This window comes from Streptomyces paradoxus (assembly GCF_014202475.1).
Taxonomy (GTDB): domain Bacteria; phylum Actinomycetota; class Actinomycetes; order Streptomycetales; family Streptomycetaceae; genus Streptomyces; species Streptomyces paradoxus.
Genome location: NZ_JACHGV010000003.1, coordinates 265,763 through 281,435 on the forward strand (window position 1 = coordinate 265,763; position 15,673 = coordinate 281,435).

The 15,673-nt window shown below is 67.0% G+C and carries 15 protein-coding genes; all 15 read left to right on the forward strand.

The window, feature by feature from the left end:
* Position 1: 1 nt before the first annotated feature.
* The 15 genes from rpsG to rpsS all read left to right on the forward strand — a co-directional run bounded on the left by rpsG (position 2) and on the right by rpsS (position 15,667).
* The gene (rpsG, locus tag HNR57_RS10870; protein ID WP_003998848.1) at positions 2-472 is read left to right on the forward strand and encodes a 30S ribosomal protein S7; all 471 of its coding nucleotides are present in this window, start codon (positions 2-4) and stop codon (positions 470-472) included.
* A 39-nt stretch (positions 473-511) separates the two neighbouring features.
* Positions 512-2,638 carry an elongation factor G gene (fusA, locus tag HNR57_RS10875; RefSeq protein WP_033308979.1) on the forward strand — a complete coding sequence of 709 codons (2,127 nt, stop codon included), beginning with the start codon at positions 512-514 and terminating at the stop codon, positions 2,636-2,638.
* Between the two features lie 156 nt (positions 2,639-2,794).
* Entirely contained in the window at positions 2,795-3,988 is a 1,194-nt protein-coding gene (gene tuf, locus HNR57_RS10880; protein WP_033308978.1) for an elongation factor Tu, read from the forward strand.
* 366 nt (positions 3,989-4,354) lie between these two features.
* Positions 4,355-4,864 carry a hypothetical protein gene (locus tag HNR57_RS39465; RefSeq protein WP_246554451.1) on the forward strand — a complete coding sequence of 170 codons (510 nt, stop codon included), beginning with the start codon at positions 4,355-4,357 and terminating at the stop codon, positions 4,862-4,864.
* 48 nt (positions 4,865-4,912) lie between these two features.
* The gene (locus HNR57_RS10890; protein ID WP_184559314.1) at positions 4,913-5,560 is read left to right on the forward strand and encodes a hypothetical protein; all 648 of its coding nucleotides are present in this window, start codon (positions 4,913-4,915) and stop codon (positions 5,558-5,560) included.
* Between the two features lie 2 nt (positions 5,561-5,562).
* Positions 5,563-6,030, forward strand: coding sequence for a hypothetical protein (locus HNR57_RS10895; RefSeq protein ID WP_184559316.1), 468 nt, complete (start codon positions 5,563-5,565; stop codon positions 6,028-6,030).
* Positions 6,031-6,147: 117 nt separating this feature from the next.
* Complete coding sequence (locus HNR57_RS10900) at positions 6,148-10,620, forward strand: DUF6531 domain-containing protein (RefSeq protein WP_344517903.1); 4,473 nt, start codon at positions 6,148-6,150, stop codon at positions 10,618-10,620.
* A 14-nt stretch (positions 10,621-10,634) separates the two neighbouring features.
* Complete coding sequence (locus tag HNR57_RS10905; RefSeq protein WP_184559320.1) at positions 10,635-11,135, forward strand: hypothetical protein; 501 nt, start codon at positions 10,635-10,637, stop codon at positions 11,133-11,135.
* A gap of 157 nt (positions 11,136-11,292) precedes the next feature.
* Positions 11,293-12,027, forward strand: coding sequence for a hypothetical protein (locus HNR57_RS10910; RefSeq protein WP_184559322.1), 735 nt, complete (start codon positions 11,293-11,295; stop codon positions 12,025-12,027).
* Positions 12,028-12,442: 415 nt separating this feature from the next.
* Positions 12,443-12,751 carry a 30S ribosomal protein S10 gene (gene rpsJ, locus HNR57_RS10915; protein ID WP_003948644.1) on the forward strand — a complete coding sequence of 103 codons (309 nt, stop codon included), beginning with the start codon at positions 12,443-12,445 and terminating at the stop codon, positions 12,749-12,751.
* A gap of 17 nt (positions 12,752-12,768) precedes the next feature.
* Positions 12,769-13,413, forward strand: coding sequence for a 50S ribosomal protein L3 (gene rplC / locus HNR57_RS10920; protein WP_184559324.1), 645 nt, complete (start codon positions 12,769-12,771; stop codon positions 13,411-13,413).
* Positions 13,414-13,420: 7 nt separating this feature from the next.
* Positions 13,421-14,077, forward strand: coding sequence for a 50S ribosomal protein L4 (gene rplD / locus HNR57_RS10925; RefSeq protein ID WP_184559326.1), 657 nt, complete (start codon positions 13,421-13,423; stop codon positions 14,075-14,077).
* The gene (rplW, locus tag HNR57_RS10930; RefSeq protein WP_033308967.1) at positions 14,077-14,496 is read left to right on the forward strand and encodes a 50S ribosomal protein L23; all 420 of its coding nucleotides are present in this window, start codon (positions 14,077-14,079) and stop codon (positions 14,494-14,496) included. Before rplD ends, rplW begins: the two co-directional genes overlap by 1 nt.
* Before the next feature lie 40 nt (positions 14,497-14,536).
* Complete coding sequence (rplB, locus tag HNR57_RS10935) at positions 14,537-15,373, forward strand: 50S ribosomal protein L2 (protein ID WP_031141294.1); 837 nt, start codon at positions 14,537-14,539, stop codon at positions 15,371-15,373.
* 12 nt (positions 15,374-15,385) lie between these two features.
* Positions 15,386-15,667, forward strand: a complete 282-nt coding sequence (rpsS, locus tag HNR57_RS10940) for a 30S ribosomal protein S19 (RefSeq protein ID WP_003992359.1) — start codon at positions 15,386-15,388, stop codon at positions 15,665-15,667.
* Positions 15,668-15,673: the final 6 nt, after the last annotated feature.

Below are 15,673 nucleotides of genomic sequence, written 5' to 3' on the forward strand. Positions count from 1 at the left end.
AATGCCTCGTAAGGGCCCCGCCCCGAAGCGCCCGGTCATCATCGACCCGGTCTACGGTTCTCCTCTGGTCACGTCGCTCATCAACAAGGTGCTGCTGAACGGCAAGCGCTCCACCGCCGAGCGCATCGTCTACGGCGCCATGGAGGGCCTGCGCGAGAAGACCGGCAATGACCCGGTCATCACGCTGAAGCGCGCTCTCGAGAACATCAAGCCGACCCTCGAGGTCAAGTCCCGCCGTGTCGGTGGCGCCACCTACCAGGTGCCGGTCGAGGTCAAGCCCGGCCGCGCCAACACCCTGGCGCTGCGCTGGCTGGTCGGTTACTCCCGCGCCCGTCGCGAGAAGACCATGACCGAGCGTCTCCTCAACGAGCTCCTCGACGCCTCCAACGGCCTCGGTGCGGCCGTGAAGAAGCGCGAGGACACCCACAAGATGGCCGAGTCCAACAAGGCCTTCGCGCACTACCGCTGGTAGTCGCTACCCACATCGAGACCGAGAGAAGACTGAAGCCTTATGGCTACCACTTCACTTGACCTGGCCAAGGTCCGCAACATCGGGATCATGGCCCACATCGACGCGGGCAAGACGACCACCACCGAGCGGATCCTGTTCTACACCGGCGTGTCGTACAAGATCGGTGAGGTCCACGACGGCGCCGCCACCATGGACTGGATGGAGCAGGAGCAGGAGCGTGGCATCACGATCACGTCTGCTGCGACCACCTGTCACTGGCCGCTCGAGGACAACGACTACACCATCAACATCATCGACACCCCGGGGCACGTCGACTTCACCGTCGAGGTGGAGCGCTCCCTGCGTGTGCTCGACGGTGCCGTGACGGTGTTCGACGGTGTCGCCGGTGTCGAGCCGCAGTCCGAGACGGTGTGGCGTCAGGCCGACCGCTACGGCGTGCCGCGTATCTGCTTCGTCAACAAGCTGGACCGTACCGGCGCCGAGTTCCACCGTTGCGTGGACATGATCTCGGACCGCCTGGGCGCGCAGCCGCTGGTCATGCAGCTGCCGATCGGTGCGGAGGCGGACTTCAAGGGCGTCATCGACCTCGTGACGATGAAGGCCCTGGTCTGGTCGGCCGAGGCGACCAAGGGCGAGATGTACGACACCGTCGACATCCCGGACACCCACGCCGAGGCTGCCGAGGAGTACCGCGGCAAGCTGCTCGAGGCCGTCGCCGAGAACGACGAAGAGCTGATGGAGCTGTACCTGGAGGGCACCGAGCCCACCGTGGAGCAGCTCTACGCCGCGATCCGCCGTATCACGATCGCGTCCGGCAAGGGCGGCGGCACCACCGTCACCCCCGTGTTCTGCGGCACCGCGTTCAAGAACAAGGGCGTTCAGCCCCTGCTCGACGCGGTCGTGCGCTACCTGCCCACCCCGCTCGACGTCGAGGCCATCGAGGGTCACGACGTCAAGGACCCGGAGCAGGTCATCGCGCGCAAGCCGTCCGAGGACGAGCCCCTCGCCGCGCTCGCGTTCAAGATCATGAGCGACCCGCACCTCGGCAAGCTCACCTTCGTCCGGGTCTACTCGGGCCGCCTGGAGTCCGGCACCGCCGTGCTGAACTCCGTCAAGGGCAAGAAGGAGCGCATCGGCAAGATCTACCGCATGCACGCGAACAAGCGTGAGGAGATCGAGTCGGTGGGCGCCGGCGACATCGTCGCCGTCATGGGCCTGAAGCAGACCACCACCGGTGAGACGCTGTCCGACGACAAGAACCCGGTGATCCTGGAGTCCATGGACTTCCCGGCGCCGGTCATCCAGGTCGCCATCGAGCCCAAGTCCAAGGGCGACCAGGAGAAGCTGGGTGTCGCCATCCAGCGCCTGGCCGAGGAGGACCCGTCCTTCCAGGTCCACTCGGACGAGGAGACCGGCCAGACCATCATCGGTGGTATGGGCGAGCTGCACCTCGAGGTGCTGGTCGACCGTATGCGCCGTGAGTTCAAGGTCGAGGCCAACGTCGGCAAGCCGCAGGTCGCCTACCGCGAGACGATCCGCAAGGCCGTCGAGCGCGTCGACTACACGCACAAGAAGCAGACTGGTGGTACCGGCCAGTTCGCCAAGGTGCAGATCGCGATCGAGCCGATCGAGGGCGGCGACGCCTCGTACGAGTTCGTGAACAAGGTCACCGGTGGCCGTATCCCGAAGGAGTACATCCCTTCGGTGGACGCCGGTGCGCAGGAGGCCATGCAGTTCGGCATCCTCGCGGGCTACGAGATGACGGGCGTCCGCGTCACGCTCATCGACGGTGGCTACCACGAGGTCGACTCCTCCGAGCTCGCGTTCAAGATCGCCGGTTCGCAGGCCTTCAAGGAGGCCGCGCGCAAGGCGTCCCCCGTGCTCCTTGAGCCGATGATGGCCGTCGAGGTCACCACGCCCGAGGACTACATGGGTGAGGTCATCGGCGACATCAACTCCCGCCGTGGTCAGATTCAGGCCATGGAGGAGCGGGCCGGTGCCCGCGTCGTGAAGGGCCTCGTGCCCCTCTCGGAGATGTTCGGTTACGTCGGCGACCTGCGCAGCAAGACGTCCGGCCGTGCGAGCTACTCCATGCAGTTCGACTCCTACGCCGAGGTTCCGCGGAACGTCGCCGAGGAGATCATCGCGAAGGCCAAGGGCGAGTAACGCACCGCGTCTACACGCCGTAGGCTTGACTCCGGAGCCTTGAGGGGCATTCCGCCGCAATCATGGTGAGAATGCCCCGAGGCCCGGGCTTTCCAGCAAAGATCACCTGGCGCCGATGAGTAAGGCGTACCAGAACCACTCCACAGGAGGACCCCAGTGGCGAAGGCGAAGTTCGAGCGGACTAAGCCGCACGTCAACATCGGCACCATCGGTCACATCGACCACGGTAAGACGACCCTCACGGCCGCCATTACCAAGGTGCTGCACGACGCGTACCCGGACCTGAACGAGGCCTCGGCCTTCGACCAGATCGACAAGGCTCCTGAGGAGCGCCAGCGCGGTATCACCATCTCCATCGCGCACGTCGAGTACCAGACCGAGACGCGTCACTACGCCCACGTCGACTGCCCCGGTCACGCGGACTACATCAAGAACATGATCACGGGTGCGGCGCAGATGGACGGCGCCATCCTCGTGGTCGCCGCCACCGACGGCCCGATGCCGCAGACCAAGGAGCACGTGCTCCTGGCCCGCCAGGTCGGCGTTCCGTACATCGTCGTCGCCCTGAACAAGGCCGACATGGTGGACGACGAGGAGATCCTGGAGCTCGTCGAGCTCGAGGTCCGTGAGCTCCTCTCCGAGTACGAGTTCCCGGGCGACGACGTTCCCGTCGTCAAGGTCTCCGCTCTGAAGGCCCTTGAGGGCGACAAGGAGTGGGGCAACTCGGTTCTCGAGCTCATGAACGCCGTCGACACGGCGATCCCGGAGCCCGAGCGTGACGTCGACAAGCCGTTCCTCATGCCGATCGAGGACGTCTTCACGATCACCGGTCGCGGTACGGTCGTCACCGGCCGTATCGAGCGTGGTGTCCTGAAGGTCAACGAGACCGTCGACATCATCGGCATCAAGACCGAGAAGACCACCACCACGGTCACCGGCATCGAGATGTTCCGGAAGCTCCTCGACGAGGGCCAGGCCGGTGAGAACGTCGGTCTGCTCCTCCGTGGCATCAAGCGCGAGGACGTCGAGCGCGGCCAGGTCATCATCAAGCCGGGCTCGGTCACCCCGCACACCGAGTTCGAGGCGCAGGCCTACATCCTGTCCAAGGACGAGGGTGGCCGCCACACGCCGTTCTTCAACAACTACCGCCCGCAGTTCTACTTCCGTACGACGGACGTGACCGGCGTGGTGACCCTCCCCGAGGGCACCGAGATGGTCATGCCGGGTGACAACACCGAGATGAAGGTGGAGCTCATCCAGCCCGTCGCCATGGAGGAGGGCCTGAAGTTCGCCATCCGTGAGGGTGGCCGGACCGTGGGCGCCGGCCAGGTCACCAAGATCAACAAGTGAGTCTTCGGACTGGCTTGAGGGTCTACTGACCTGAGTGGCTCGAAGGGGCCCGTACGACTTCGGTCGTGCGGGTCCCTTTGCCGTGTCCGGCCCTGCTCAGGCGGTTGCCGGCAGCTTGGCCGAGTGGGGGTGCCGCCGGTTCGGGTGCTTCTTTGCGGCAACCCGGGTGTGGGCGTGCGGGGGCACGTTAGGGGTCTGCGTATCCATCAGGAAGTTGGAGCCCTCCTCGGTGGTCAGGCCCTCGCACTGGGATTGCCGTCCCGGCGGGGGCCGTCGCATGTCTGCGGTTGTGTCGTGACGTGTTGCGCTGAGCGTGAGGTCTGCTTCACTTCACTCAGCGTGGCTGCCCGCATTTACCGTGAGGGCATGACTTCCGAACCCGCCTGCGACGACCTCGACCTGGATGCCATCGAGGAGGCATGCACGGCGCCGGACCCCGCCTTCCTCGCCATGGCGAGAGAGGCGGTGCCGCGTCTCGTGGCGGAGGTCAGGCGCCTGCGGTGGCTCGTCGAGTACGGGGCGTGCCCCACGGCCGGCACCACGGGCACGGAGTTCGTGCTGCCGCTCGACGAGGAGAGGCTCGCGTACTTCCGCGAGATGGCGGACGTACTGGTGGAGCGGATCGGTGTCTCCCGCGCGGAGGCGGTCGCCAGGATCAACGCGATGTACGGAACGCGGGAGTCGGCCGCCTGGGGCGTGGAGCTGATGGGCCACGAGCTGCCGGAGTACTGGGCGTACGGGACGTACTACATCCCGGATCACCGGAAGCGCCTCCCGGTCGGAGATCCGTACGCGGACGCGGACATCGACTTCAGCACGCATCCCGTACGACCGGCACCCCCGAGAGACTCACCGTTCTGGACGCTGGACGAGTAGTGGCACGATGTGCGCACGTGTGATCGAGCGAACGGGGAGACCGGCGTCATGGCCCGCTACATGGAGACACTGACCGTCGAGCGAGGCGGTTTCCGGATCAAGGTGCCGGAGTCGTGGTGGGAGTTCGACGTACGGCCGGAGTCGCGGGACGACTCGATCCGGCGGATGGTGAACGAACGGGTGCAGCAGCGCCCGGAGTTGGAGCAGTACCGCGGCACCTATGTCGACTTCCTCCGGAAGGCCGCTGCCGATGCCTGGAAGTCGGGCGCGATGTACTGCGGCTGCATGGCGGAGAACTTCGGCGGGGATACGCCGATCACGGGTTCGGTGACCGTCTCCCTGGTCGGCGGCCGCAACGAGCGCGGCGAGCCGCTGTCGAACGACCCGTCGGTCATCGCGAGCCAGCTCGCGGTCAAGGAGGCCAAGCGGGAGGGCGACTCCTGGCGCAAGGTCACGACGGTCGACATCCCCGGTGTGGGCCCGGCCGCGCGCACACACGGCATTGAGGACATCGCCGTACCGGGCGACGCGCTCAACCGCACGATCAGGGCCGTGCTGATGCAGACGTACATCCCGGTGCCGGGACAGGAGGGCAAGGTGGCCCTGGTCGCCGGCAGCAGCCAGGTCCTCGACCTCGCGGACTCCTTCTTCGACATCTTCGACGCGATCACGTCGACGTTCCGGTTCACAGGCTGACGGTGTCTTACAGCTGGGACTGGGAGAGCGGTGAGGGCCTGCTGGGGCTGGACGACCCGGGGGAGTGGGACTCGGCCTTCGAGCGTGGCGAGGCGCATCTCGGGACGGCGGTGATCGGCCTGGCTTTCCACTGCTCGCCGGAGGAAGCATCCCCGCGGGTCGCCCGGGCCACGCGGCTGCCGGACGCCGCCCAGCGGGGGTTCGCCTTCACGGCGGCGGGTCACGTGGCCCGCCTGAACGGGGAGTTGACGCCCGAGCTGTACGCGGCCCTGCGCGCGGAGGGGCCCGGCGGAGTCGCCGAGCACCCCATCAGGGACACCTTGACCTTCGTACCGTTCCGGAAGCTGCCGCCGTGGCTCAAGCGGCGGTGGGTGTACGTGGCGGTGCGGGACAGGCTGGAGGCCTGGTGGCTGCGGTGCGTGTACGCCGTCGAGTATGCCCGGCGGGCGGTACGCGGACACAGCTCCTGACGCCGGTCTCCGCAGTCTCCGTCGGCAGTACCGCCTTTCCGTCGAACGACTGTGCCTTGTAAGTTCACGTGTGCATACGGTTGTTGATATAGATGCACGCGTGACGGGGGTTGCGGTATGGCGGGGCACAGGCCTGCGGACTGGCATGTCCTGGATCTTGACAAGGATCCGACGCCTGGTGATCCGCAGCGGGTGCGCACACTCGCGAAGACCCTGCACGACTTCGCCGACGACGTCTCCGACGCGCTGCGTCTGGTCAAGGGCATGGCGGGGGAGGGCACGCTTCTGGAGTGGGCGGGCAAGTCGGCGGATGTCTTCAAGGAGGACTTCGCGGATGTGCCGAAGAACCTCAAGAAGCTGAAGAAGTCCTATGAGATGTGCGGGGATGCGCTGGCGGACTTCTGGCCGAAGCTGGAGCGTGCGCAGTCGCTGGCGGACAAGGCCCTGCGCAAGGGGCGTGAGGCGCGCGACAGTCTCTCCTCGGCCCAGTCGCGTCTCACCTCGGCCGACTCGTGGGTGACGCGGGCCGGCAAGGAGGCGGACAAGTACAAGGACGACCCGACCGGCAGCAAAGGCGCCGAGAAGCCTGATGAGGCCAAGGTGCGGGCGGCGACCCGGGATGTCCAGCACGCCAAGTCGGCGCAGTCCAAGGCGCAGTCGGACGTCTCCGACGCGCAGGACGCGCTCGCCGCGGCGAAGAAGATGGCCGAGGACGCGCGCAAGATGCGTGACGATGCGGCCCGTGAGGCGAAGTCGAAGATCGACGAGGCCTCGGATGCCGGGATCCAGAACCGGTCGTGGTGGGAGGAGGTCGGCGACTGGTTCACCGACAACTGGGACACCATCGTCGCGGTGTGCAAGGTCGTCGTGGCGGTGGTCGGGATCGTCGCGATGATCATCGGCGGGCCGATCCTGGGCGTGATCGTGCTGATCGCCGCCGCGGTGGTTCTCGCCGACACGCTCTACAAATACTCCAAGGGGCAGGCGTCCCTATGGGATGTGGGATTCGCGGCCCTGGACTGCATCCCGGGTATGAAGGGCCTGACCACCCTTGGCGGGCTGGCCAAGGGCCTGAAGACCTTCGGGAAGACCGGCCTCAAAGGCATGGCGCTGGCAGTCAAGGGGCTCGGCAAGGGCGCAGGCGCCCTGAGCCGCCAGATGAAGAAGCTCTTCTGCCGCACCGACCCGGTGGACATGGCGACTGGCGAGGTCGTCATGTCTGCGACCGACGTGAGCCTGCCCGGCGTGCTCCCGCTGGTCCTGGAGCGCCACCATCGCAGCAGTGTGCAAACCGGCCGGCTGTTCGGGACGACCTGGATGTCCACACTCGACCAACGCCTGGAACTCGACTCGACCGGAATACGGTTCGACGCCGCCGACGGCATGGTCCTGCACTACCCGGTACCGGACCCGGACGCTGCCGTCTTGCCTGTGGCGGGGCCCCGTTGGCCGCTGACCTGGGACGGATCAACCGGCGGTGAGCTTGTGGTGCGCGACACAGAGGCTGAACGGATGCTCCACTTCCGTCCCCTGCCCGGTTGCCGCGCCGACGAGCTGCTCCTCTCGGCGATCAGCGACCACAACGGCAACACCATGACCCTGGGTTACGGGCCCGACGGTGACCTTCGCGAGGTGGTGCACAGTGGTGGCTACCGCCTGGGAGTGACTTGCGAGAGCGGCCGTGTCACCGAGCTGACACTGCTCAGCCATCCCGAGCGGCCCACGCTCATGCGATACGGCTATGACGAGCAGGGAAACCTGGTCGATATCCGCAACGCCTCCGCGCGGCGCTTGCGCTTCGCCTACGACAGTCGACGTCGGATCACCGGCTGGCAGGACAGGAACGGCGTCAGGTACCGCTACGTCTACGACGACCAGGGCCGGTGTGTCCGTACCCGAGGTGCTGAAGGTGTGCTCAATAGCGACATCGCCTATGACAGCGACGGCTCCCGCACACTCTTCACCGACTCGCTGGGGCACACCACGGTCTACGACTTCAACGACTGGTACCAGCTCGTCAGCGAGACCGACCCCCTGGGCGGGCGCATCCGCCGAACCTGGGACGAGCACGACAACCTCCTGACGATCGCGGACGCACTCGGCCGCACCACCGCCTACGCCTATGACCCGCTGGGCCGGGTCACCTCGGTGACGCGTGCGGACGGCCGGACGCTGAGCGTGGACTACCACGAGCTGGGCATGCCGGAACGCATCACCCACGCCGACGGCGGCCGGTGGGAGCAGACCTTCGACGCGGCCGGCAACCGCACCGCCGTCGTCGACCCCGCCGGTGGCATCGTCCGGTACACCTACGACCGTCATGGCGGGCTTGCGTCCGCCACTGACCAGACGGGAAACACGACGGAGTTCGTGTGCGACGCCGCGGGGCTGCCCGTCCGGGTGGTGAGCCCGCTCGGTGAGACCACCACCTATCGCCGCGACGCCTTCGGCCGCCCTGACGAGATCACCGCTCCGGGCGGTGCGGTCACTCGTCTGGAGTGGACGGTCGAGGGGAGGCCCGCGCGCCACGTCGACCCACTCGGCTCGCAGTGGTCCTGGACCTGGGACGGAGAGGGCAACTGCCTGACCCGCACTGACGCGGCAGGCGCTGTCCACCGGTATGAGTACGGCCCGTTAGACGCTCTTCGGGCACAGACGAATCCCGACGGGTCACGCTTCGAGTTCGAGCGGGACACGGAACTCCGACTCACCGCGGTCACCAACCCGCTCGGCGTCAGCTGGAGGTACGTCTACGACGCCGCCGGGCGGCTCGTTCAGGAGACCGACTTCGATGGCCGCACGGTCAGTTATGTGCACGACGCAGCCGGCCAGTTGACAGCCAGGGTGAACTCCTTGGGCCAGCAGATCCGCTACGGCCGCGACGTACTCGGGAGGATCCGCGAGAAAGACGCCGCTGGGGCGCGGACCACCTTCGCGTACGACCCGTCGGGCCGGCTCGTCCAAGCGGTCGGTCCGGACGCGGAGCTGTCCTTCGAGAGGGACCCCCTGGGCAGGATCCTCACGGAAATCAGTGACGGGCTCGTCTCCCGATACGCGTACGACTCCATGGGCCGCATGGTGTGGCGCAGGACGCCCAGCGGAGCCGAGAGCCGCTACGACTACGACCAAGTGGGGCGTCCCGTCAGTCTGCTCGTGGACGACCACCGCCTCGATCTCACCTACGACGCCACCGGCAGGGAGGTCTCTCGGACCCTTGTGGCCGGCGTCGTCCTCGGCCACTCCTGGGACGCGGCCGGCAACCTGCGGAGCCAGGCGGCTCACGCCCAGGACCGCACGTTGTGGCAGCGCACCTTCTCCTACCGCGACGATCACCATCTGACCTCGATCGCGGACGGCCGGCTCGGTACGACGACATTCGATCTCGACCAGCTGGGCCGGGTGACGGAAGTGAACCGTCCGACCGGACGGGAGACCTACGCCTACGACCCCATCGGTAACCAGCTCGCTGCCCACTGGCCGGAGCGCCATGAGGCTCTGGGCGAGCGGGAGTACCAGGGCACGCGGGTGGTACGTGCGGGCAGGGTTCGCTACGAGTACGACGAGGCGGGCCGGACCGTCCTGCGGCGGACCAGAACTCTGTCGGGTTCCACGTCCGCCTGGGCGTACGCATGGGATGCGGAGGACCGTCTCGTCGCCGTGACCACGCCTGACGGCACCCGCTGGAGGTACTGGTACGACCCGCTGGGCCGACGCGTGGCCAAGCAGCGCCTGACCGCCGACGGGAAGGTCGACGAGGAGGTCCGTTTCACCTGGCAGGACGCGACGCTGGTCGAACAGACCAGCCTCGGACATGATGACGGTCTGGAGCGGGAAGTCCTGACGTGGGATTACCGTGACCAGCATGCCTTGACGCAGCGCCGACGGCTGTCCCGGCGCGAGGTGGACTCCCGCTTCTACGCCATCGTCACCGACCTGGTCGGGACACCGACCGAACTCGTCGACGAAGCCGGCTCCATCGCTTGGCAGGCCAGCTCCACGCTGTGGGGCGTGTCCGAGGAGCGCGGGGACAGCCCAGTCGACATGCCGTTGCGGTTTCCCGGCCAGTACCACGACCCCGAAACCGGCTGGGACTACAACTACCAGCGTCATTACGACCCGGCGATCGGCCGGTACACCACCCCCGACCCACTGGGGCTGGAGCCGGCCCCGAACCACTACGGCTATGTGGACAATCCGCACAGCTGGATCGATCCACTGGGATTGCTGTCCTGCACGGGGCGCCTGGAGAAATTGAATCCGGGTGAGATGTATCTCTACCGTGCCGTGATGGACGGAGAGCTCGGTCAAATCATGCGCACACGAACGTTCCAGAACCCTCTGGGTATCGAAACCAAATACTTTTCCACGACTGCCGAAGCCGCAGCCTCCTACGCAAGGGAGATGTACAGTAGGTTCCCGCACGAAGGGGCATATACGCTGGTGCGGTCAACCGTCCGCAGAGATGCCATTCCAGATATCAGCCGCGTCGACCTGGTGGAGGCGGGCGGAATCGAGGCACTCGCGTTGCCCACCGAGGTCCTCGAACAAATGGGCAGGATTCGGATCCTCCCCGGCATGCCGATCCCCTGAGCAGGAGAGCTGCTGTGCGCCTAGTGATCACCTCGCAGAAGACCAAAACGCTGGACAGGTGGCAGCGCGTCTTCGACGGGTGCGAAGACGTGGTCTGCCAACAGGGCCTGCGGGCCGAGACTCCGGTCGACGCGGTCCTCATGGCCGGCCTCTTCGCCCTTGAACGGTACGGCGGCCGTGCCGGGGCCGAGGAGGCTCAGATCCTGGAGAACCGGCGGGGCGACGGCTGGCACGACCTCATCATCGTGCCCCCCGGCAGGCCCATGACCAGAGATGCCCAGGGGGAATGGACCGTCCAAACCGGGTATGCCCATATTCAGCCCGCCTATTTCGCGGCATCGAGGTCTTTTCGCGGCATCGAGGAATGGAATTCTCACCACGCCGAGCGTCAGATTTCCGCGGTGGAGATAAACCTTCCTCTGATGAACATGGACAACCCGGTGGACGACTCGAGCCCGCTCGCCTTCAGGGAAGCGTTCGAGGAATATCGCGAGGGGCGCTTGAACGATGTATGACGGGTTGAGTGAATGATCGATGTAGGCGGAGAGCTGAGCCGGCTGTCCGACTGCGACAGGCTCACTGGTCAGGCCCCGGTGGGGGTGGAGTTCACGCTCTTGCACCGGGAGCTCGAGGACGAGTGGCCACACCGAGGCGCCAGTTCAGCTGGTGCTCATGGTGCGCGAGTACGGCGTGGATGAGCAGGGCGACGAGGGGGGAGTGGCCCTGACGCCGCGGACGGAGGTGATCGACGCGGCGCGAGCCGAGCCGTCGGTGCGGGCGATCTTCGCGGCCCTCGGTGGTCTCGTCGAGATCGGCGCTGTCCGGGCCTCTGGGGGCTGGAGGCTCGCCGACATCTCGGTGGGGCACTTCCTCGCCCCCCGGCAAGACGACCTGCGGTGCCTCATGGAGGACGTCCGCTCGGTCTGCCGGTTCAGTGACGAGGTCATGGCCATCGCCGACGAGCTCGGATACTTCCGGGACCACGAGGTGTCCGGCGCGTCCCTGCTGCTCTGGTCCGAGGGAATCACCGGCGTTCCCCGGCCTCCGGAGCGACTGGAAGAGCCCGCCCTGGTGCGGCGCATGTGCCGGATCGGGGCCGATCTTCAGCTGACCCGGCTGCTCCAGGCCCTCGTCACCGCCGCCCTCGCGGCCGGTACCGGGGCGGGGGAGGGGGTGGAGGGGATCGCCCGGATCCTCCGGGGTGCGGCCCGCCTCGCCGACCCGGTGGAGGGCGGGATCACGCCCGCCGACATCCACCGCATGTGGCGCGTCGCCCACCTGCCCGCCATCCTGCGGCCGGCGTCCGAGGCACCCGAGTGGGGCAAGGCCGGCTACCGGACCTACGACGCAGAGCTGGAGCGGCTCGTCGAGGGGGAGGGGGCCAGGCCCGTCCGGCCTTGTGTTTGACCTACGTCACGCCCGGGGTATTCTCCTCGGCTCGATTGGCGTCGCCCCTGCCCCATATGGCAGACTGTCCGAGTTGCTCGGTCGAGTGTTGATGCTGCGCGCCTCCCGCCGGGAGGACCGGAAGCGAGTCCCACAGTACTCGTCGCCCTAACTGCCACCACGGCAGCGCTGGGGCGGACGTACGGGAATCTTTCGGGAAGTGTCAGTGCGGCACCGGCCAGGCACCCGGTGGGCTTTTCGCCCCCGGCTCGCGGTTCCGGCAGGGCCGTGCGCAATCCCGCAGGGATGTTCGAACAAGGGGCATCTGTGTCAGCGAGAGTGCGACACGCCCGACCGCGTGGGTCGGAGGAGCAAAGGCAGCAACAGGGATCCACCGGGTTCCAGAGCGTTAGAGAGACAGGACTACTGAGTAGCCATGGCGGGACAGAAGATCCGCATCCGGCTCAAGGCCTACGACCACGAGGTCATCGACTCTTCGGCGAAGAAGATCGTCGAGACGGTGACTCGCACTGGTGCGTCGGTCGCGGGCCCGGTGCCGCTGCCCACTGAGAAGAACGTGTACTGCGTCATCAAGTCGCCGCACAAGTACAAGGACTCGCGCGAGCACTTCGAGATGCGCACGCACAAGCGCCTGATCGACATCCTCGACCCGACCCCCAAGACCGTTGACTCTCTGATGCGACTCGACCTCCCGGCCGGTGTCGACATCGAGATCAAGCTCTGAGGCCGGTGATCTGAACGATGGCTAAGCAGATCAAGGGCATCCTGGGCGAGAAGCTCGGCATGACGCAGGTGTGGGACGCGAACAACCGCGTCGTCCCGGTCACCGTCGTCAAGGCCGGCCCCAACATCGTCACCCAGGTCCGTACGAACGACGTCGACGGCTACGAGTCCGTCCAGATCGCGTTCGGCGAGATCGACCCGCGCAAGGTGAACAAGCCCCTCAAGGGCCACTTCGCCAAGGCCGACGTCACTCCCCGCCGCCACCTCGTCGAGATCCGTACCGCTGACGCCAGCGAGTACACCCTCGGCCAGGAGATCACCGCAGAGGTGTTCGAGGCCGGCATCAAGGTCGACGTGACCGGCAAGAGCAAGGGCAAGGGCTTCGCCGGTGTCATGAAGCGTCACAACTTCAAGGGCCTCGGCGCCGGACACGGCACCCAGCGCAAGCACCGCTCCCCCGGTTCCATCGGTGGCTGCGCCACCCCGGGCCGTGTGTTCAAGGGCCTCCGCATGGCGGGTCGCATGGGCAACGAGCGGGTCACCACCCAGAACCTGACCGTCCACGCCGTTGACGCGGAGAAGGGTCTGCTGCTCATCAAGGGCGCGGTTCCCGGTCCGAACGGCGGCCTCGTCCTGGTCCGCACCGCGGCCAAGGGGGCCTGAGGTACCGATGAGCACTGTTGACATCCTTTCGCCTGCAGGCGAGAAGACCGGTAGCGTCGAGCTCCCCGCGGAGATCTTCGGCGTGGAGAAGATCAGCATCCCGCTGATCCACCAGGTCGTCGTCGCGCAGAACGCCGCTGCCCGTCAGGGCACGCACAAGACCAAGACCCGCGGCGAGGTTCGCGGTGGCGGCAAGAAGCCGTACCGCCAGAAGGGCACCGGCCGCGCCCGCCAGGGTTCGACCCGTGCGCCGCAGTTCGCCGGCGGTGGCGTCGTCCACGGCCCGCAGCCGCGTGACTACTCGCAGCGGACCCCGAAGAAGATGAAGGCCGCGGCCCTGCGCCACGCCCTCACCGACCGGGCCCGCCACAACCGCATCCACGTCGTCTCCGGCGTGGTCGAGGGCGAGACCCCCTCCACGAAGGCCGCCAAGACGCTGTTCGGCAAGATCTCGGAGCGCAAGAACCTGCTCCTGGTCGTCGACCGCGCCGACGAGGCCGCGTGGCTGTCCGCCCGCAACCTGCCCCAGATCCACATCCTGGAGCCGGGCCAGCTGAACACGTACGACGTTCTCGTCTCGGACGACGTGGTCTTCACCCAGGCCGCCTTCGAGTCCTTCGTGTCCGGCCCGAAGGCCAATGACACCGAAGGGAGCGAGGTCTGATGGCTATCCGTCACCCCGCTATCGCCTCCAAGGCGGCGAAGAAGGCCAAGGCCGCGCGCGTCGCCAAGGCGCGCCGCCACGCCGCCGAGGGCAAGAACACCGTCGAGACCCCGCTGAGCAAGTCCTTCACGGACCCCCGTGACGTGCTGCTCAAGCCGGTCGTCTCCGAGAAGAGCTACGCGCTCCTCGACGAGGGCAAGTACACGTTCATCGTGGACCCGAGCGCCAACAAGACCCAGATCAAGCAGGCCGTGCAGTCGGTCTTCTCGGTCAAGGTCACCGGGGTCAACACGATCAACCGCCAGGGCAAGCGCAAGCGGACCCGCACCGGCTTCGGCCAGCGCGCGTCCACCAAGCGCGCGATCGTGACCCTCGCTGAGGGCGACCGTATCGACATCTTCGGCGGTCCGACCGCCTAAGGGCGGTCCGGATCGTCCGATATCGGACGAGGACTGAGAAATGGGAATCCGCAAGTACAAGCCGACTACGCCGGGCCGTCGTGGCTCCAGCGTCGCCGACTTCGTCGAGGTCACGCGGTCCACGCCGGAGAAGTCGTTGGTCCGCCCCCTGCACAGCAAGGGTGGCCGTAACAACTCCGGTCGTGTGACCGTCCGCCACCAGGGCGGTGGCCACAAGCGCGCCTACCGCGTGATCGACTTCCGTCGTCACGACAAGGACGGCGTGCCGGCGAAGGTCGCGCACATCGAGTACGACCCCAACCGCACCGCGCGCATCGCGCTCCTGCACTACGCGGACGGCGAGAAGCGCTACATCCTCGCGCCGCGTGGCTTGAGCCAGGGCGACCGCGTCGAGAACGGTCCCGGGGCCGACATCAAGCCGGGCAACAACCTTGCCCTGCGCAACATCCCGGTCGGTACCACGCTGCACGCCATCGAGCTGCGTCCGGGCGGCGGTGCGAAGTTCGCCCGCTCCGCCGGCGCCTCGGTGCAGCTGCTCGCGAAGGAGGGCTCGATGGCCCACCTCCGCATGCCGTCCGGTGAGATCCGCCTGGTCGACCAGCGCTGCCGCGCCACGGTCGGCGAGGTGGGCAACGCCGAGCAGAGCAACATCAACTGGGGTAAGGCGGGCCGTAAGCGCTGGCTGGGCGTCCGCCCGACCGTGCGTGGTGTGGTCATGAACCCGGTGGACCACCCGCACGGTGGTGGCGAAGGCCGTACCTCGGGTGGTCGCCACCCGGTGTCCCCCTGGGGCAAGAAGGAAGGCCGTACTCGTTCGCCCAAGAAGGCGTCGAACAAGTACATCGTCCGCCGCCGCAAGACGAACAAGAAGCGCTAAGGACGGGTTGAGATGCCTCGTAGCTTGAAGAAGGGGCCCTTCGTCGACGACCACCTGATCAAGAAGGTGGACGCCCAGAACGAAGCCGGCACCAAGAACGTCATCAAGACCTGGTCCCGTCGCTCCATGATCGTGCCGGCCATGCTCGGCCACACGCTCGCGGTGCACAACGGCAAGACCCACATTCCGGTGTTCGTCACCGAGTCGATGGTCGGCCACAAGCTCGGCGAGTTCTCGCCGACGCGCACCTTCCGGGGTCACGTCAAGGACGACCGGAAGTCGAAGCGCCGCTAAGCGCGG